At 63.2% G+C, this 17,670-nt stretch carries 16 protein-coding genes; 6 read left to right on the top strand and 10 right to left on the bottom strand.

All coding sequences use genetic code 11. The features are described from left to right. Positions 1-14 precede the first annotated feature (14 nt). Positions 15-1,742, bottom strand: coding sequence for a flagellar basal-body MS-ring/collar protein FliF (fliF, locus tag Q7V20_RS14280; RefSeq protein ID WP_304792332.1), 1,728 nt, complete (start codon positions 1,740-1,742; stop codon positions 15-17). Positions 1,743-1,948: 206 nt separating this feature from the next. Between fliF and fliE the strand changes: the two genes are divergently transcribed. The 5 genes from fliE (at position 1,949) to bamC (ending at position 6,766) form a co-directional block, all read left to right on the top strand. Then, positions 1,949-2,299: a flagellar hook-basal body complex protein FliE gene (gene fliE, locus Q7V20_RS14275; protein ID WP_304792329.1), complete on the top strand. Its 351-nt coding sequence runs from the start codon at positions 1,949-1,951 to the stop codon at positions 2,297-2,299. A 48-nt stretch (positions 2,300-2,347) separates the two neighbouring features. Next, positions 2,348-3,589 (top strand): MFS transporter, encoded by a 1,242-nt coding sequence (locus tag Q7V20_RS14270; RefSeq protein ID WP_304792327.1) that lies wholly within the window; start codon positions 2,348-2,350, stop codon positions 3,587-3,589. A 159-nt stretch (positions 3,590-3,748) separates the two neighbouring features. After that, a complete protein-coding gene (locus Q7V20_RS14265; protein ID WP_370652475.1) occupies positions 3,749-4,558 on the top strand; it encodes an SDR family oxidoreductase in 810 nt (269 codons plus the stop codon). Between the two features lie 107 nt (positions 4,559-4,665). After that, positions 4,666-5,547, top strand: a complete 882-nt coding sequence (dapA, locus tag Q7V20_RS14260) for a 4-hydroxy-tetrahydrodipicolinate synthase (protein ID WP_304792321.1) — start codon at positions 4,666-4,668, stop codon at positions 5,545-5,547. A gap of 67 nt (positions 5,548-5,614) precedes the next feature. Next, positions 5,615-6,766 carry an outer membrane protein assembly factor BamC gene (gene bamC, locus Q7V20_RS14255; RefSeq protein ID WP_304792318.1) on the top strand — a complete coding sequence of 384 codons (1,152 nt, stop codon included), beginning with the start codon at positions 5,615-5,617 and terminating at the stop codon, positions 6,764-6,766. A 134-nt stretch (positions 6,767-6,900) separates the two neighbouring features. On the opposite strand, the gene Q7V20_RS14250 is transcribed toward bamC, so the two are convergent. The 3 genes from Q7V20_RS14250 to Q7V20_RS14240 all read right to left on the bottom strand — a co-directional run bounded on the left by Q7V20_RS14250 (position 6,901) and on the right by Q7V20_RS14240 (position 9,020). Further along, positions 6,901-7,143: a hypothetical protein gene (locus Q7V20_RS14250; RefSeq protein ID WP_304792315.1), complete on the bottom strand. Its 243-nt coding sequence runs from the start codon at positions 7,141-7,143 to the stop codon at positions 6,901-6,903. A gap of 160 nt (positions 7,144-7,303) precedes the next feature. Then, positions 7,304-7,831, bottom strand: coding sequence for a hypothetical protein (locus Q7V20_RS14245; RefSeq protein ID WP_304792312.1), 528 nt, complete (start codon positions 7,829-7,831; stop codon positions 7,304-7,306). Positions 7,832-7,853: 22 nt separating this feature from the next. Next, positions 7,854-9,020: a cupin domain-containing protein gene (locus tag Q7V20_RS14240; RefSeq protein ID WP_304792309.1), complete on the bottom strand. Its 1,167-nt coding sequence runs from the start codon at positions 9,018-9,020 to the stop codon at positions 7,854-7,856. Positions 9,021-9,079: 59 nt separating this feature from the next. On the opposite strand from Q7V20_RS14240, the gene Q7V20_RS14235 reads away from it, so the two are divergent. Continuing rightward, a complete protein-coding gene (locus tag Q7V20_RS14235; RefSeq protein ID WP_304792307.1) occupies positions 9,080-9,604 on the top strand; it encodes a peptidylprolyl isomerase in 525 nt (174 codons plus the stop codon). A gap of 11 nt (positions 9,605-9,615) precedes the next feature. Here the strand turns inward: Q7V20_RS14235 and dut are convergent, their stop codons facing one another. From dut to alaS, 6 genes are all read right to left on the bottom strand, one after another. After that, positions 9,616-10,065 carry a dUTP diphosphatase gene (gene dut / locus Q7V20_RS14230; RefSeq protein ID WP_304792304.1) on the bottom strand — a complete coding sequence of 150 codons (450 nt, stop codon included), beginning with the start codon at positions 10,063-10,065 and terminating at the stop codon, positions 9,616-9,618. A gap of 6 nt (positions 10,066-10,071) precedes the next feature. Continuing rightward, positions 10,072-11,307, bottom strand: a complete 1,236-nt coding sequence (gene coaBC, locus Q7V20_RS14225; RefSeq protein WP_304792301.1) for a bifunctional phosphopantothenoylcysteine decarboxylase/phosphopantothenate--cysteine ligase CoaBC — start codon at positions 11,305-11,307, stop codon at positions 10,072-10,074. Positions 11,308-11,343: 36 nt separating this feature from the next. After that, positions 11,344-12,399, bottom strand: a complete 1,056-nt coding sequence (locus Q7V20_RS14220; protein WP_304792297.1) for an AraC family transcriptional regulator — start codon at positions 12,397-12,399, stop codon at positions 11,344-11,346. 384 nt (positions 12,400-12,783) lie between these two features. Then, the gene (locus Q7V20_RS14215; RefSeq protein ID WP_304792294.1) at positions 12,784-13,845 is read right to left on the bottom strand and encodes an AraC family transcriptional regulator; all 1,062 of its coding nucleotides are present in this window, start codon (positions 13,843-13,845) and stop codon (positions 12,784-12,786) included. Between the two features lie 115 nt (positions 13,846-13,960). Further along, a complete protein-coding gene (locus tag Q7V20_RS14210) occupies positions 13,961-14,845 on the bottom strand; it encodes a metal-dependent hydrolase (protein ID WP_304792291.1) in 885 nt (294 codons plus the stop codon). Between the two features lie 159 nt (positions 14,846-15,004). Continuing rightward, the gene (gene alaS / locus Q7V20_RS14205; protein WP_304792289.1) at positions 15,005-17,644 is read right to left on the bottom strand and encodes an alanine--tRNA ligase; all 2,640 of its coding nucleotides are present in this window, start codon (positions 17,642-17,644) and stop codon (positions 15,005-15,007) included. Positions 17,645-17,670 lie beyond the last annotated feature (26 nt).

The following is a 17,670-nucleotide window of genomic DNA, read 5'->3' as shown; positions in this document are numbered from 1 at the left end:
TCATCCGTCCTTGGCTAACCAGCCATCCAATCGCGCATCACACCGGCCATGGCCGCGGGGTTCTCCCGCGCCAACTGACGTGCCGCTTCCAGGCGTGCATCACCCGTGGGTGCGCCCAGGGCCGGCAACAGCTGGCCGTTCGGGCCCATCACCATGCCGGGCGGGATCGTCTGCAAGCCAGGCAGCTCTTGCAGGTCATCGACCACCGCGTTCAATTTGGGTTGTTTGTCTTCTTCAGACACGACAGGCTGGGCAGCCTTGATCGCCGGGCGGATCGCGCCAAACACCACGATCAGCGCTGCCAGCGTCAAGGCGCCCGGCACGGCCAGCGTGCGCAACAGGTCCACCGTCTCGGGGCTCTTCCAGAACGGGGTGTTGTCGGGCTCGTCTTTCACCACCTGGAAAGGCGTGTTGATCAGCTTGACCGAATCGCCACGCTGCTCGTTGAAGCCGATGGTCTCGCGCACCAGCGCCGTCAACTTGTCGAGCTCTTCCTGGCTGATGGGCTGCACCGTGGTCTTGCCCTTGGCATCGGTGACCGAGCGGCTGTTCAGCACCACGGCGGCGTTCAGGCGCTTGATCGTGCCAGTGGCATTGCGCGTCACACGCACGGTCTTGTCCACTTCGTAATTGGTGACGGCCTCGCGGCGGCTGGTGCCGTTGGTGCCACCGGCGCCCTGGCCTGCTTGCAACGCTTGCGCCGTGCCATTCACCGGCGCCGTGGCGGGGGTCGGCGGCTGGTTGCTGGCCGCGCCTGGCACGCCCGAAGGCGTGGCCGCGCCACCACCTGATTGCTCCGTGCTTTGCTGGCTGCGCACCGAAGCGGGCGCCTGGCCCTGGTTGGGCTTGTATTCTTCAGCGGTCGATTCCACCTGCGAGAAATCGACATCGGCCGTGACCTGGGCGCGCAGGTTGTTCTGCCCCAGCACTGGCTCCAGGATGTCCTTGATGCGCTGCGTGTAGTTGGCCTCGATCTGATGCACGTACTGCAATTGCTGGGCGTCCAGGCCTGCCTGATCCACACCATCATTGGGGCCTGACAGCAGGCCGCCCGACTGGTCCAGCACGCTCACGGCCTTGGTGGGCATCTCAGGCACGCTGGACGACACCAGGTGCACGATGCCTGCCACCTGGCCACGGTCCAGGGTGCGGCCAGGGTACAAGGTCAGCACCACGGAGGCCGAGGGCTTTTGCTGTTCGCGGAAGAAACCGTTCTGGTTGGGCAGCGCCAGGTGCACACGGGCACTCTGCACGCCGTTCAAGGTCTGGATCGAGCGGGTCAGCTCGCCCTCCAGGCCGCGCTGGAAGTTCAGGCGCTCCTGGAACTGGGTCACGCCGAATTTCTGGGTTTCCATCAATTCAAAACCCACCACCGAGCCCTTGGGCAAACCGGCAGAGGCCAGCTTCAGGCGCACATCGTGCACCTTGTCGGCTGGCACCAGGATAGCACCACCGCCGTCGGCGTACTTGTAGGGAATGTTCATCTGCTGCAGCGAGGCCACGATCGCGCCGCCGTCCTTGTCGGACAAATTGGCATACAGCACCCGGAAATCGCCCTGCTTGCCCCACATCACCATGGCAATGAAGATGGCAACGATGGCCGCCAGGCCGCCCCCCAGCATCAACTTGCGCTGCATGGGCAAAGCGCCCACGCGCTGAACAAAATTGAGCGGCGGCGTGGGTTCGATCACCTGATTCGGCGATGCGATGACAGCTTGAGTTGGTGCGACTGTGACTTCCATGTGTGGTCGAAGCGTTGGGTCGCGCATCGAAACCATACGATGCCGCAAACCCGCCGGAACACGTCCATTATTCGGAGGAAGAGCGGGCAAAAGTGCCGGGAACAGCCGCAGATTTACCGGGCACTTCCCAACTTCGGATCAAGCATGGACGCCTAGTATTGGCATCGTGGTGAACTGCATCACGCCTTGTCTGAGATAACGGCACCATGGACCTGAAACTTAAGCCTTTTGATTTCGCACAGGCCGCTGCCAAAGCGGGCATGTCCGACATCGCCGAGCGCGTTCAGGCCAAAACACGGCTGGACGCCCTGGGCGGCGCCGGCAACGTTGAAAAATCCAGTTTCCAGGCGGCTTTTTCCAGCGCCCTGGGTTCGGTCAGCCAAGCTCAGAACCAGGCCAGCGCCATGCAGCGCGAAGTGCAATTCGACAACCCCACCGTCAGTCTGGAACAAACCATGATCTCCATGCAGAAGGCTCAATTGGGCTTTCAGTCGGCGGTTCAGGTGCGCAACAAGCTGGTTCAGGCGTACACGGATATCATGAACATGCAGGTCTGACCGACCCGCCCCTGTTCAATCCACCGCGCCTGGCCGGGCGCCCTCCTCATGCGCAACGATTCCCGCCTGCCTTTGCAGCAGCTGCTGCTGTGCGGCGCCCTGGTCGTCACCTTGTCCATGGGCATCCGCCACGGTTTTGGCTTGTGGCTGCAGCCGATCATCATGGAGCGAGGCTGGAGCCGCGAGTCGTTTTCGCTGGCCATGGCCGTGCAAAACCTGGTGTGGGGTGCCGCTGGCCCCATCGTGGGCTGGTGGGCCGACCGACGTGGCGCCTTCTGGGTGCTGTGGGCGGGCGCCCTGCTGTACGGCTGTGGCCTGCTTGGCATGGCCATGGCCGACACCCCGACCCTGTTCATGCTCAGCACCGGCGTGCTGGTCGGCCTGGGCCAGGCCTGCTCCACCTACGCTGTGGTCTATGGCGTGCTGGGGCGGCATGTCGACCCGGCGAAACGCTCGTGGGCCATGGGCATCACGGCGGCGGCCGGGTCTTTCGGACAATTCCTGATGGTGCCGGTGTCCAGCCTGTTGATCAGCCACCTGGGCTGGCAACAAGCCCTGTGGGTGCTGGCCAGCTTCGCGCTGCTGTTGATTCCCCTGGCCTGGGGCCTGCGCGACGACCCTCAAGCCCTGCGTGCCGAGGCCACCGCCCGCAACATCCTGAATCCCGAACTGAAGCAAACCGCCGGCCAAGCCCTGCGCGAAGCCCTCACGCACCCCAGCTACCTGCTGCTGACCGGCGGCTACTTCGTGTGCGGTTTCCAGTTGGCGTTCATCGGCGTGCACCTGCCCAGCTACCTCAAAGACCACCAACTCGATCCCACCGTGGCCACCACGGCCCTGGCCCTGATCGGCCTTTTCAACGTGGTCGGCACCTACGTGGCGGGCGCCCTGGGGCAGAAGTACCGCAAGACCTGGATCCTGTCAGGCATCTACACCTTGCGCTCGGTGGTGATGATCGCCTTCATCCTGACCCCGCTCAGTCCACTCAGCGTGGGCCTGTTCGCCGCTGCGATGGGCGCCTTGTGGCTGTCCACCGTGCCGCCCACCAACGCCGTGGTGGCGCAGATGCTGGGGGTGCAGCATTTGTCCATGCTGGGTGCGCTGGTGTTCTTCTCGCACCAGATCGGATCTTTCATGGGCGTGTGGCTGGGTGGGCGCTTGTATGACCTCACGGGCAGCTACGATGTCGTCTGGTGGTTGGCCGTGGGCCTGGGTTTGTTGGCCGCGGCCCTGAACCTTCCGGTCAAGGAAAACGAAGCCCCGGCAGGCCGAACCTTGGCCAGGGCCTGATTTCCGAGTCGCGATGACCATGCCCTTTTTCATGCCCTCAAAACGGCCATGGCGCTGGCTGGCCTACGTGGGTGCGGCTGCCCTGCTCGCATTGGTCTTCCTCATGTATTTCCGAAGCCACCTGGTCTTTGACCTGGCCTCGCGTCTGTGGAGTTGCTTTTGAGACAAGTCGTGATCATCACCGGCGCCTCTGACGGCATTGGCGCCGAACTGGCCCGGCAAATGGCCCGGCAAGGCGGCGCCAAGCTGGACCTGGTGCTGGCGGCCCGCAGCGCTGACAAACTGGAACAAGTGGCCGAACAATGCCGCCAGGCAGGTGCCCAGGTGCTGGTGCGCCCCACCGATGTGGGCCAGGAAGGCGCCTGCCGAGGCCTGATCGCCGACACCGTGGCCCGATTTGGCCGCATCGACACCCTGGTCAACAACGCCGGCATGTCGGCGCATGCGCTGTTGGAAGACGTGGCCGACATGGCCTGGTACGAACAACTCATGCGCATCAACCTGTGGGGCAGCGCCTGGTGCACCCACGCCGCCCTGCCGCACCTGAAGGCCAGCCGGGGCCGCATCGTGGTCGTCTCCAGCCTCGCTGGACTGGTCGGTGTGCCCGGGCGCACTGCCTACAGCGCCACCAAGTTCGCCATGACCGGTTTCTTCGAGGCCCTGCGCATTGAAATGCTGCCGCACGGCGTCACGGTCACCCTCACGTACCCGGGCGTGGTCGCCACCGAAATCCGCTACCGGGGCTTCAATGCCCAAGGGCAACCAGCCGGCCAAAGTGGCCTGGACGAACGCGGCGCCATGTCCATTGAAGAATGCGCCCGACTCATCCGCCTGGGTGCTGAAAATCGCCAGCGTGAAGTCGTCATGTCAGCCAAAGGCAAGCTGGCGCGTTGGTTGAAACTGATCGCGCCGGGCCTGGTCGACAAACTGGCCCTGGCCGCGCTCAAACAAGACGTTCACCCGCATTAGGCGGTGTTGTTCAACAGCGCCGCCACAGGGCCCCGGGCATACCCCGCACGCCCCTTTACACAGGACCCCGTCGCGCTGGGTAAAATCCCGCGATTGAAGGAATCAGCATGAAATCCATTTTTGGCAGTATCGTCGCCCTCATCACCCCCCTGCACGACGACGGCAGCGTTGACTATGACAGTCTGCGCAAGCTGATCGACTGGCACATCGCCGAGGGCACCAATTGCATCGGCGTGGTGGGTACCACGGGTGAATCGCCCACCGTGTCATTCGAGGAACACCGCGAAATCATCCGCGTGGCCGTGGAACAAGCCGCTGGCCGCGTGCCGATCATGGCGGGTGCTGGCGCCAACTCCACCCGCGAAGCCATCGAGCTGAGCGAGTACGCCAAGAAAGTCGGTGCCGACTGCACCCTGCAGGTCGTGCCTTACTACAACAAGCCCACGCAAGAAGGCATCTACCAGCACTTCAAGGCCATCGCTTCCGCGGTGGACATCCCTGTGGTGCTGTACAACGTGCCCGGCCGCACCGTGGCCGACATGACGCCCGAGACCGCCCTGCGTCTGGCCACGCTGCCCGGCGTCATCGGCCTGAAGGAAGCCACCGGCAACATCGAACGCGCCGCCTGGTTGATCAAGCAAGCGCCCAAGGGCTTCAGCATCTATTCGGGCGATGACCCCACCGCCGTGGCCCTGATGCTGCTGGGCGGACACGGCAACATCAGCGTGACGGCCAACGTGGCCCCGCGTGGCATGGCCGAACTGTGCAAGGCCGCCATGGCCGGCGACACCCAGCGCGCAGTCGAGTTGCACATGGGCTTGCTGCCACTGCACAAGCACCTGTTCGTCGAGCCCAACCCCATCCCCGTCAAGTGGGCCCTGGCCCGCATGGGCAAGGCCGGTGGCGCGCTGCGCCTGCCATTGACCACGCTGACCGAGTCTGGCCAGACCATCGTTGAATCCGCGCTGCGCGAATGCGGCTTGTTGTGATCCCTGTAGGATCACGCCCTGTGCGCAATCCATGCGCCGATTGACTTGACCCCGGATGCCCTTGCCCATGTTGAAGACACCAAGCCCTCTCCGCCTGACCGCTCTCAGCCTGGCGCTGATCGGCGCACTGAGCACCACCGGGTGCTCATCCGTCAGCAATGTGCTGTCGGGCGACAAAGTGGATTACCGCAGCAGCGGTGCCAAAACCGTGAACCTGGATGTGCCCCCCGACCTGACCCAGTTGTCAGGCCAGTCCCGCTACGGCCAGCAAACGCAGCCTTCCACCGTGTCGGCCAGCAGCATGGCCATCCCGGAACGCACGCCCGGCGTTGATGCAGGCACCACCGTCGCCATGCCGCAATCCGGTTTGGTCAAGCTGGAGCGCAGCGGCCAGAACCGCTGGCTGAGCGTGGCCCTGCCCCCGGAAAAAGTCTGGGAACAGGTCAAGTCTTTCTGGCTGGAGTCCGGCTTTGAATTACCGGTGGAACAAGCCAGCACCGGCCTCATGGAAACCAACTGGTCGGAAAACCGCGCCAAGCTGCCGCAAAGCGGCGTGCGCAAACTGCTGGGCGGCATCCTCGACAGCCTGTACGACACTGGCGAGCGCGATCAATTCCGCACCCGCATCGAGCGCACCGCACAAGGCAGCGAGATCTACATCACCCACCGCGGCACGCAGGAAATCTACGAAGACTCGCGCAAGGACCAGACCAAATGGGTAGCCCGCCCCGCTGACACGAGCCTGGAAGCAGAAATGCTGTCGCGCTTGATGCTCAAGCTGGGTTCGCCCAAGGACACGGCGGCCGCCGCCAAGGCCAGTGTGGCTGCGGGCACGGCTGCCCCTGCTGCGCCCGCCCGCGTCAGGCTGGAAGCCGATGGCGTTTCGCTGGCCGCCGATGACGATTTCGACACCGTGTGGCGCCGCGTGGGCCTGGCCCTGGACCGTGGCGGCTTCACGATTGAAGACCGCGACCGCAGCCAAGGCACCTACGAGATCCGCCTGGCCCCAAGCACCGATCCCAATGCCAGCAAGCCCGGTTTCTTCTCGCGCCTCTTCGGCTCATCGGACACCAATGCCGATGGCCTGAAGCGTTACCGCGTTCAGGTCTCCGCCAAGGGCATCAACAGCGCCGTCAAGGTGCTGAACAGCAAGGGCGAAGCCGAGACGTCGGATACCGGCCGTCGCATCACCAAGCAGTTGCTGGACGAACTCAGCTGACCGCACCCACCGGCCCAAAAGCCAAAAGCCCTGAGCTGGTATGAACCAGCCAGGGCTTTTTTCATAGACCGATGCCTCAGCCAGACGCAAAAAAGCCGCTCCGAAGAGCGGCTTTTTCAATCTGCGAGGACAGATTAGTTCGAGGCAGCGTCAGTCGCGGCCGAAGCAGCTTCAACGACGGCCGAAGCAGCTTCCGAAGCGGAAGCAGCCACAGAAGCTGCAGCGTCCGAAGCGACTTCAGCAACAGCCGAAGCGGCAGAAGCGGCTTCCGAAGCTGCCGAAGCGGCTTCAGCAACAGCGGTTTCTTCAGCTTTCTTACCGCAAGCGGCCAGGGCCATGGCAGCGATCAACGAAGCCAGCAGGAGCGACTTTTTCATGCTTGTGTCCTCAAAAGGAATAGTCAAAAAACGGGGTTCTATGGAACTATGTGCAAAGCTCACAGCCCCAAAAAAATGTGAGACGGTGACTTTGGATGTGCAGCAATCGTTAAATTGCCACTCATTCAGACTGCAATTATACGATGCTTCGGGCAATTCCCTATAGGCCCAAAGTCGTCGGAGGCAAGGCCTCGCTACAACGTTGCAAAATAACATCAGCTTCTTGACGCCATTCGCTGAGGTCGGAGGGCCTGCGAGACCACAAGCCCCGCCCCGAGATGGGATCCAGCAGGCGCAAGCCGAGCTGATTTTCAAGCACCAGGGTGGGCATCAAAGAGGGCCCCTGGTCAGGATCGGCCAAATAGCATTTCACGCGGTGCGCCCAGGTACCGCGCCAGGCCACCCAGCGCGGATGCCGACGAGGCAGCTCATCCAGCGTGGCGGCCACCAGCGTGCAATGAGTCACCCGGCTGTTCAGCCCCCATTGCTGAAAAGCCTCCATGACACTGCGCTCGCCCAGTGGCCACCGGCTGAAATCGCCATCGCAAAAGTACAAAGGCACCGGGTGGGCTGCCGCCATGGCCATCGCGGCACGCACGCGGTCAATGAAGTCCGGCCAGCCCTCGATGCGGCCCAAGGCCAATTCGCCGGGTTCGCCAGGGGGGGGCGTCATTTCAGTGTGATCCATGGCAAGCAGCCTCCATCAGCCATCAAATTGTCGACAGGTCAGGATGCAACCAGCCATCTTCCGACCATTGGTCCAGCAACTCGCGGGCATCGGCACTGGCCTTGGCCACGGTGGCGGCGCTGAGCTGGCGGCGATCGGCCAGCGCCCGCATCAAGCGCGCATCGGCACCCGCCGCCAGCCAGGATTCGCCATTGGCAAAGATGCGTTTGTCGTCGTAGGCCATGCGGGTTTTGGCGTCCAGCACCACGCCAACGCCATCGGGCAAAGGCTCACCGGGTTCGAACCAGACTCGAGGTTTGAGTTCCGTCAAGGATTCGCCCAATGCGGCCTGGATCTGTTGTGGATCGTTCAGGAAACGCTGCACGGCCTCCAGCGCAAACTGCTGCAGGTCGGCCGGGATGCGCCCGGGCTGATCGGTCGCGGGTTGCTTGGGGTCTTTGTACAGGCGTGGCTGGAGGGCAGGCTCCATGGCTTCGGCACAGCGGCCCAACACCTCGCGGGTGATCTCGGTGGCCTCGGGCGCGCGAAAACCGATCGAGCAGGTCATGCATTCGCCCTCGGCCACACCATCGTGGCCCCACATGGGGGGCAGGTAGAGCATGTCGCCGGGCTCCAGCAGCCATTCTTCCTGCGGCTCGAAGTTGGCCAGCACCTTCAACGGCAGGTCCGGGCGCAGGCTGGCGTCCTTGAGCGGCCCCACGCGCCAGCGGCGCCGTCCGTGGACCTGCAGCAAAAACACATCGTAAGAATCGTAGTGCGGCCCGACACCGCCGCCATCGCTGGCGTACGAGATCATCAGGTCGTCGACGCGGGCCTGCGGCACGAAGCCGAATTGCCGCAGCATCGCGTGGGCGGCAGGCACGTGCAGGTCCAGTCCTTGCACCAGCAAAGTCCAGCCCGGCTGGTCCAGCTTGGGCAGGCCGCGACGGGGGATCGGGCCTTGACGCAGGCGCCAGTCGTTGCTGGCCAGGTCTTGCACGATCAGGCGGGATTCGACCTCGTCCTGGCCCGCCAGGGCGAACAAGGCGGAGCGGTCCACCGGTGGCTTGACGCCGGGCATGGCCTGGCGAATCAGCAAGGGTTTTTTCTGCCAATGGCGGCGCATGAATTGCTGTGGGGACAAGCCGCCCAGCAAGGTCGATGGCGCGTCCAGCGGCGCGTGGTTCAGGTCGTTGGTGGTCAATGTCATGGTCGCCATTGTGCGACCACTGGCCCAAGCTGGAATGGCGGCCATGAGATGATTGAGGGATGATGATTTCCTCCCCCTGCGTCGTCAGCCTGGTCTGGCGACTCGAAGATGCGCAAGGCCAACTGATCGACGAACTGCCCGAACCCATGGAGTTCTTCGTCGGTGGCGATGACCTGCTGGCCAAGGTCGAAGAGGTCCTGATCGGGCAAGCCCCAGGATTCGCGGCCGACCTGAACCTGGAGCCCGAAGAGGCTTTTGGCGACTACAAAGCCGAGCTGGTTTTCTTTGAAACCCGCGACATCTTTCCCGCCGAAGTGGACGTGGGCATGCAGTTTGAAGGCCCCCCTGAAGGCTCGACCACGCCCGACCTGCCACTGGACGTGCTCTACACCGTGACCGAGGTCTACGACACCCACGTGGTGCTGGATGGTAACCACCCATTGGCTGGTGTGGCGCTGCGTTTGTCCATGAAGGTGGAAGGCGTGCGCACGGCCACGCTGGAAGAGATCGAGCAGGGCTCGGTGGCCGAATCGGTGTTCACGCTGGCACCCAGTCAGGCACCGCCGGGCTCAGTGTTGCACTGAGCCTGCTGGCCCTACCCTCGGCCCGTTGAACCGAAGCCACCCTCGCCTCGCGCCGTGGCTTCAAACGACTCAACGCGCCGAAAGCTGGCCTGCACAACCGGCACGATGACCATCTGCGCGATGCGCTCCATCGGTTCGATGGTGAAAGGCGCGTTACCACGGTTCCAGCAGCTGACCATGAGCGGGCCCTGGTAGTCCGAGTCGATCAGCCCAACCAGATTGCCCAGCACGATGCCGTGCTTGTGGCCCAGCCCGGAGCGGGGCAGGATCATGGCAGCCAGACCGGGGTCGCCCAGGTGCATCGACAAGCCCGTGGGGATCAGTTGAGCCTGCCCTGGCTCCAGCACCACGGCCTGGTCAAGGCAAGCGCGCAAGTCCAACCCCGCACTGCCCGGCGTGGCGTAAGCGGGCAAGTGATCGGCCATGCGTGCATCCAGCACTTTGATGTCAACGGTCGTCATGTCAATTCAGTTCACAGGAAGAAGATTCAGGCGGTGCGCCAGCTCCACCATGAGCGCGCGCGCCAGCACCAGCTTGTCGGCCTTGCTGCCGTCTTCGGGCAACTGCCGCTGGCTGTTGGCATCCACCACCAGCAGCGCGTTGTCGTCGTGGCCAAAAGTGGCGGGGCCCAGGTTGCCGATGATCAAGGGGATGCGCTTGCGCAGCAATTTGGCCCGAGCGTGCTCCAGCAGGTTTTCGCTTTCGGCGGCAAAGCCCACACAGTAAGGCGCTTTGGGCAAGGCGGCCACGGCAGCCAGGATGTCGGGGTTCTCGGTCAGCTCGAAAGTGGGCGCCACTTTCTTGCCTTCCTTCTTGATCTTGTGCTGGCTCAGCGAGGCTGGGCGCCAGTCGGCCACCGCCGCGGTGGCGATGAACACGTCGTGGTCACTGGCCGCGGGTAGCACGGCGTCCTGCATCTGCAAGGCCGACATCACGTCGATGCGGCGCACACCCCGGGGTGTGGGCAGGTGGACCGGACCGGCAATCAGGGTGACCTGGGCACCCGCTTCCACCGCGGCGCGCGCCAGGGCAAAACCCATCTTGCCGCTGGAATGGTTGGTGATGCCGCGCACCGGGTCGATCGATTCGAAGGTGGGCCCGGCGGTGATCAGCAGCCGCTGGCCTTGCAGGATCTTGGGCTGGAAAAAGGCGATCAGGTCGGCCAGCAGGTCGGCGGGCTCGTTCATGCGGCCATCGCCGACTTCGCCGCAGGCCTGGTCGCCACTGTCGGGGCCCAGCAGGATGGTGCCGTCGTTTCGCAGCGTTTGCGCGTTGCGCTGCGTGGCCGGGTGCGACCACATCTCGCGGTTCATGGCGGGGGCGACCAGCAAGGGGCAACGCTCACGAGGGCGCGCCAGGCACAGCAGGCTGAGCAGTTCATGCGCACGGCCTTGCACCAGTTGCGCCATGAAATCAGCGCTGGCGGGCGCCACCAGGATGGCATCGGCCTCGCGGCTGAGGTTGATGTGCGCCATGTTGTTGGGCTCGCGCGCATCCCATTGGCTGGTGGCCACGGGCCGACCGGACAGCGCCTGCATCGTCACCGGGGTGATGAAGGCCTGCGCCGCTTCGGTCATGACCACTTGAACGGTGGCGCCTGCCTTGACCAGCAGGCGGACCAGTTCGGCCGATTTGTAGCAGGCGATGCCGCCTGTCAGGCCCAGCACGATGTGCTTGCCCAGGAGATCTGAACGTTCTGACATGGGCCGGACTCTAGCAGGCTTGTCCAGCCCGCCGACTCAAGGATGCCGCAAGGCCGTCACGGGCGACTGAAGAACCCGCGCACGGTAGGTGCTGGGCGAAATGCCCGACCAACGCTTGAAAGCGTAGGTGAAAGCGCGCCGGTCAGAAAAACCCAGCTCCACGCTGATGATTTCCATGCTGATGGCTTTTTTGCTCAGCATCTGACGCGCGCGGGCATATTTGGCCTGGGCTTGCAAATCCGCGAACTTGAAACCTTCGGCCTGCAGGCGCCGCTGCAAGGTGCGGGCATGGATGCCCATGGCGTCAGCCACCTCGTCCAGGCCACCTTTGAGCAGGTCCGACTGGCCTTCAAAGGCCTGGCGGACGGCCTCGGTCGAGGCAAAGTGCGGCTTGCTGGCCTCCAGCTCTCGCACGATGGCCTGACGTGCCTGGCCGTGGACGGAAGGCAGCGCGCCTTGCAGCGCGACATCCAGCATGGCTTTGGGAAACACCAAGGCATTGCGGGGCGCCCCGAATTGAACATGGCAAGGGAAGAAATCCTGAAAAACGGCGGCATTCTCAGGCCGCGCCCTCTGAAACTGCACGGCATGCATCGGCTGAGAAAACAGCGCCAAGGACCGCCCAAGCATGGCCTTGGCAAATTTGCGGCAGGCGGTCAGCACGATTTCAATCACGTAAGGCGCTTCGGGACGTCGGGCCAATTCAGGATCCAGAGTCACAACGATCGCCGCTTCGGTTTCGGTCTCTTCCAGGCTGACCCACAGCCAGGGCAACTCCATGGCCCGAATCCAGGGCAAGGCCTCGATGGCCTCGCGCATGGTGGGGCTGGTGGCCAGAAAGGCCTCGACCTGGGGGAAGCGGTCAAACACATAGGCTTCACCCAAAGCCAGGGGGAAATAGTGCTCGGTCGAGCGATTGACGCACACCTCGATGGCCCGCAGCAGGGCGTCGGCGGTCACCATGCCGCCGTGGGGCTTGTTCACGTCCAGCTCAACACCTGCCTCCCGGAACGCAGCCTCGACCGGAAAGCCACAACGGACGGCAGCCCGCACCCAACTCGGCAAGCCGAACATGGGAATGGTGGCAGACAAGCTCGAAATCTCAGGATTCCAGGCAGATTCCACGGTTGGCCTGGATTGGACATGGGAGGTGAGCAAAATCATTTCCAATCAATATCTGAACACGCGTGTTTTCGAATAAATGGGGTGATTCAACGAATATCGAACGATCGTATGAATCGGTTATCCCAATCTATTTAAATTCGCAGTCCACCACAAGCATTTCAGGCATCAATGCAGGAACAATTGACGACATAGCTCGCACCCATGTCGATAAACATGACTCGTCAGCCCTGACATGGCAGGGGGTTCAAGGACGATGGCGGCCACACCAGGCAAATTGGCGACGAGTTAGCCAGATCATTTGGATACGAACGTTGTCCGTACGCCAAGCCAAATTCGGGGGGATTCAGCGACTCAAGACCTGCCCTGCTGGTCACGCCAGTTGCTGGGGGTGCAGCCTTCCCAGCGCTTGAAGGCTGCGGTGAAAGCCCGCCGATCCGAGAAGCCGAGGCGGGCGCTGATGTCGTCGATGGACATGTCCCCCTTGCGCAGCCACTCACAGGCCAAGCGGTGGCGCATGCGGGCCTGCAGGTGCAGGTAGCCGTCGCCCTCGTCCTTCAGGCGGCGCTGCAGCGTGCGGGGGTGCAGGTTCAGGCGTTCGGCCATGTCTTCCACGCCGAGCGCCAGCAAGCCAGGTTTCAGGGCGATGATTTCTTCGATCTCGGCGGCCACGCCCTGGCGACGGGCCTCTTTGCCCAGGCGCTGCTCGGCCAGGAAATGCGCCTGCTCGTGCAGGGCCGGGAAAGCGCCCTCCAGGGGTTGGTCAAGGATGCGGCTTTCAAACACGAGCGCGTCCATAGGCTGGTTGAAGTGAACCGGCACTTCAAAGAACTGCTGCAATTGCTCGGCATATGGCGGAGGGGGCCGCTTGATGGACACCGACACAAAGCCGTCAGACGAGCCCTGCAAGGAGCGGCCGAACTTGCGGATGCAGGCCAGTAGGGCTTCGGTCACGTAGTGCAGTGGCAGGCCAAGGTTCTGAACATCGACCATCGGGATCTCGAAGCTGATGGCCACGTAGGCCAGATCGCCCTCTTCGCGGATGTCGAACTGCGCCCAGGGCAGCACCATGCGCTTGGCCATTTCGGCCACGTCCAGGGCCTGGCGCAAGGTGGGGCTGGTGGTCAGCAGGGTTTCAAATTCGGGCAGGGATTCAAACGCGAAGGTGTCGCCCAGCACCACCGGGAAATGCTTGTGGGGCGACATGGCCACACATTGCTCCAGCACCGAGATCAACTGCAAGGGCGACACGCGGGCGTCTTCCAGGCGGATCAGGTCGATGGTGATGCCGGCCTCTTTGAACAGCGGTTGCACGTTGAACCCGCACTTGGCGGCCGCCTTGATCCAGCTGGACAGCATGAACAGCGGAATGGGCTTGATGCCCAGGGCTTTGAGAACGATCGATGGAATCTGCATAAATGAAAACGGCCCACTCAACGTGAGTGTGCCGCAGTCTACCGAAGATCGGGGTTTCAACAGCGACGCAAAAAAAAGCCTCCGTCACCGGAGGCCTCTTGGGTCGTGAACTCAATCACATGGCCAGGGTCTGGCGCATTTGCTCGCTGGCCTTGACCGGATCACCACCGCTGGTGTTGAAGGCGGCCAGCCATTCGGTGTAGCCGCGTTGCTCGGACTCTTGCCACGGGTGGAAACCCACCTTGTAGTAGGTCCAGTAAGCCTTGGCCATGGGGGCCAGCAAGCCGTTGGGCTTGATCAGCCACCAGATGCCGCCCGCCATCAGCTTCATGCGTTGCGCCAGGGTGAAACCGTCCTGAATCAACATCTTGCGCTGGATGTAGAAGATGGTGGCGGGGAAGAGGATGGTGGCATCAACCAGGGCCAGCACGCGCTTGAAGTAGCCCACCTTGGCCACATCAACCATGACGTCGTAGGCGACACCCTTGTGCTCGACTTCCTCAATGGCGTGCCAGGCGTACATGGCGCGCACACGGGGGTCGGCTTCTTTGAGCAGGTCGCGCTGGTCGAACATGCTGTGGGCGATGATCGAGGTGAAGTGCTCCAAAGCGGCGGTCACCGCCACGGTGTAGCTGCGGCTGTACCACTTGCGGTAGCGGTTGGTCAGGAAGTTTTCGACCCAGGCGCTCAGGGCTTCGGTGTCGATGCCTTGCTTGCGGATGCGTTCATTGTCCTGACGGTGGACGATGCCGTGCTGGGCTTCCTGCTTGTTGAAGTCCTTGATCTCTTGCAGCATCTTCGGGTCGGTGACCTGATCGCGGAAATCGCGCACACAGGTCATGAAGAATTTTTCACCGGGCGGGAAGATGATCGACAGGGCATCCCAGAAGCGCGACTTGAAAGGGTCGCCGCCAAACCAGTACTTGGGGATGTCGCCGTCCAGGTTGAAGTTCAGCTTCTCGCGGGGGACGATGGGATGGATTGCAACGGGGGTGGTCATGAGCAACACCTTTCTTGTAGTAAGTCGGTCCTCGGTGATTGAACTATAGGGATGGGGTACCGTCGTTCACAGGATGCTGGATGACAAGATGGCATTGGCGCCGACATTCGCACAAAGAAAAAGGCTCCCGAAGGAGCCTTTTGGGATGAACACGCGACATCAGAGTCGCTCAGTCACCCATGCAGGCACCCCTGCCAGGGCTTGCGCCAGTTTGGAGGGGTCGGTGCCGCCAGCCATGGCCATGTCGGGCTTGCCGCCGCCCTTGCCGCCCACTTGCAAGGCCACGAAGTTGACCAGTTCGCCCGCCTTGAGTTTGCCGATGGTGTCGGCGGTCACGCCTGCGGCGATCTGCACCTTGCCGCCTTCAACCGCGGCCAGCACGATGGCAGCGGTCTTGAGCTTGTCCTTGAGCTTGTCCATGGTGTCGCGCAGGGCCTTGGCATCGGCGCCATCGAGCACGGCGGCCAGCACCTTGATGCCCTTGATGTCGATGGCTTGGGCCATCAGCTCGTCGCCCTGGCTGGAGGCCAATTTGCCCTTGATGGCGGCCAGTTCCTTCTCCAAAGCGCGGATCTGATCTTGCGCTGCAGCAACGCGGGCAGGCACCTCGGCGGGCGCGGCCTTGAGCAGGCTGGCCAGGCCCTGCACGGTGCCTTCCAACGATTGCAGGTAGCTCAAGGCGCCAATGCCGGTGACCGCTTCAACACGGCGCACGCCAGCGGCCACACCGCTTTCGGCCACGATCTTGAAGACGCCGATGTCGCCGGTGCGTTTGACGTGCGTGCCACCGCACAGCTCTTTGGAGGTGCCGATGCTGAGCACGCGGACTTCGTCGGCGTATTTCTCGCCAAACAGCATCATGGCGCCGGTCTTTTGCGCGTCTTCCAGGCCCATCACGGCCGCGTTGGTGGCCTCGTTGAGCAGGATCTCGGCATTGACCAGTTCTTCAACCTGGCGGATCTCATCGGCCGTCATCGGGGCGTTGTGCGCGAAGTCGAAGCGGGTGCGATCGGCGGTGACTTGCGAGCCCTTTTGCTGCACATGGCCGCCCAGCACTTCGCGCAAGGCCTTGTGCATCAGGTGGGTGGCGCTGTGGTTGCGGATGGTGCGGGCGCGCACGTCGGCATCGACGCGGGCATTCAAGGTGTCGCTCACCTTGATCTCGCCTTCAACCACGCGGCCGTGGTGGCCGTACACGTCGGCCTGGATCTTCTGGGTGTCTTCCACCACAAAGCGCGAAGTGCCGTTGCGCAGGTCGCCGCTGTCGCCCGCCTGGCCGCCGGACTCGGCGTAGAAAGGGGTGTCGTCCAGCACGATGACGGCGTCGTCACCGGCGCGTGCGGATTGGGCTGGTGAGCCGTCCACGTAGACGGCGGTGACCTTGGAGCCCTCGTGGGTCAGGTGGTCGTAGCCGTGGAAGGTGGTGGGCGCGCCGGTGTATTCCAGGCCAGCGGCCATCTTGAACTTGCCGGCGGCGCGGGCTTGTTCGCGCTGGCGGGTCATGGCGGCATCGAACCCGGCGCTGTCCACGCTCACGTCGCGTTCGCGGCAGACGTCAGCGGTCAGGTCGACCGGGAAGCCGAAGGTGTCATGCAGCTTGAAGGCGGTGTCGCCGTCGATCACCTTGGTGCCGGATTTTTCAACGGCGGCCAGGGCCGTTTCCAGGATCTCCATGCCATTGGCGATGGTCTGGAAGAAGCGCTCTTCTTCGGTCTTGAGCACATCGGTGATGCGCTTTTCGTTCTGGCGCAGCTCGGGGTAGGCATCGCCCATCTGCTCGACCAAAGCGCCCACCAGCTTGTGGAAGAACGGCGTGCGAGCGCCCAGCTTGTAGCCGTGGCGGATGGCGCGGCGCGTGATGCGGCGCAGCACGTAGCCGCGGCCTTCGTTGCTGGGGATCACGCCATCGGCCACGGTGAACGAGCACGCGCGGATGTGGTCGGCGATCACCTTCAGGCTGGGGCTGGATGCGTCGACATCACCACCGCCTGCGGCGTCCACGGCGGACTTGGCCGCGGCCAACAAAGCCACGAACAAATCGATCTCGTAGTTGCCATGCACGCCTTGCAGCACAGCCGCAATGCGCTCCAAGCCCATGCCGGTGTCCACGCTGGGCTTGGGCAGCTTGTGCATCACGCCCGCTTCGTCGCGGTTGAACTGCATGAACACGTTGTTCCAGATCTCGATGAAGCGGTCGCCATCTTCATCGGGGCTGCCGGGCGGGCCGCCAGGGATGTGGTCGCCGTGGTCGTAGAAGATCTCGGTGCAAGGGCCGCAGGGGCCGGTGTCGCCCATCATCCAGAAATTGTCGGAGGCGTAGCGCGCGCCCTTGTTGTCACCGATGCGGATGATGCGCTCGGCGGGCACGCCGATCTCTTTGTTCCAGATCTCGTAGGCTTCGTCGTCTTCGGCGTAGACCGTGACGGTGAGCTTGTCTTTGGGCAGCTTGAAGACCTCGGTCAGCAACTCCCAGGCGAAGCTGATGGCATCGCGCTTGAAATAGTCGCCGAAGCTGAAGTTGCCCAGCATCTCGAAGAAGGTGTGGTGGCGGGCGGTGTAGCCCACGTTGTCCAGGTCGTTGTGCTTGCCACCAGCGCGGATGCACTTTTGCGAGGTGGTGGCGCGGGTGTAGGGGCGCTTGTCGAAGCCCAGGAACACGTCCTTGAACTGGTTCATGCCCGCGTTGGTGAACAGCAGGGTCGGGTCGTCACCGGGCACCACGGGGCTGGAGGCCACGATGGTGTGGCCCTTCGACTCGAAGAACTTCAGAAACTTGGAGCGGATCTCAGCGGCTTTCATCTTGGGGCTTCCGGTTCGGGACGTGG

Source organism: Aquabacterium sp. (genome assembly GCF_030652515.1).
In the GTDB taxonomy this organism is placed as follows: domain Bacteria; phylum Pseudomonadota; class Gammaproteobacteria; order Burkholderiales; family Burkholderiaceae_C; genus Aquabacterium.
Note: the sequence above shows the minus strand (reverse complement) of the source record. Positions and strands in the feature narration are given on the sequence as shown.

What these genes read in the sequence shown, in the direction of transcription:
- Q7V20_RS14270 (WP_304792327.1), top strand. Translation starts at nt 2,348, where the DNA reads ATGCGCAACGATTCCCGCCTGCCTTTGCAGCAGCTGCTGCTGTGCGGC.
- fliE (WP_304792329.1), top strand. Translation starts at nt 1,949, where the DNA reads ATGGACCTGAAACTTAAGCCTTTTGATTTCGCACAGGCCGCTGCCAAA.
- Q7V20_RS14210 (WP_304792291.1), bottom strand. Translation starts at nt 14,845, where the DNA reads ATGACCACCCCCGTTGCAATCCATCCCATCGTCCCCCGCGAGAAGCTG.
- Q7V20_RS14235 (WP_304792307.1), top strand. Translation starts at nt 9,080, where the DNA reads ATGATGATTTCCTCCCCCTGCGTCGTCAGCCTGGTCTGGCGACTCGAA.
- coaBC (WP_304792301.1), bottom strand. Translation starts at nt 11,307, where the DNA reads ATGTCAGAACGTTCAGATCTCCTGGGCAAGCACATCGTGCTGGGCCTG.
- Q7V20_RS14240 (WP_304792309.1), bottom strand. Translation starts at nt 9,020, where the DNA reads ATGACATTGACCACCAACGACCTGAACCACGCGCCGCTGGACGCGCCA.
- Q7V20_RS14215 (WP_304792294.1), bottom strand. Translation starts at nt 13,845, where the DNA reads ATGCAGATTCCATCGATCGTTCTCAAAGCCCTGGGCATCAAGCCCATT.
- Q7V20_RS14250 (WP_304792315.1), bottom strand. Translation starts at nt 7,143, where the DNA reads ATGAAAAAGTCGCTCCTGCTGGCTTCGTTGATCGCTGCCATGGCCCTG.
- dapA (WP_304792321.1), top strand. Translation starts at nt 4,666, where the DNA reads ATGAAATCCATTTTTGGCAGTATCGTCGCCCTCATCACCCCCCTGCAC.
- fliF (WP_304792332.1), bottom strand. Translation starts at nt 1,742, where the DNA reads ATGGAAGTCACAGTCGCACCAACTCAAGCTGTCATCGCATCGCCGAAT.
- Q7V20_RS14245 (WP_304792312.1), bottom strand. Translation starts at nt 7,831, where the DNA reads ATGGATCACACTGAAATGACGCCCCCCCCTGGCGAACCCGGCGAATTG.
- bamC (WP_304792318.1), top strand. Translation starts at nt 5,615, where the DNA reads ATGTTGAAGACACCAAGCCCTCTCCGCCTGACCGCTCTCAGCCTGGCG.
- dut (WP_304792304.1), bottom strand. Translation starts at nt 10,065, where the DNA reads ATGACGACCGTTGACATCAAAGTGCTGGATGCACGCATGGCCGATCAC.
- alaS (WP_304792289.1), bottom strand. Translation starts at nt 17,644, where the DNA reads ATGAAAGCCGCTGAGATCCGCTCCAAGTTTCTGAAGTTCTTCGAGTCG.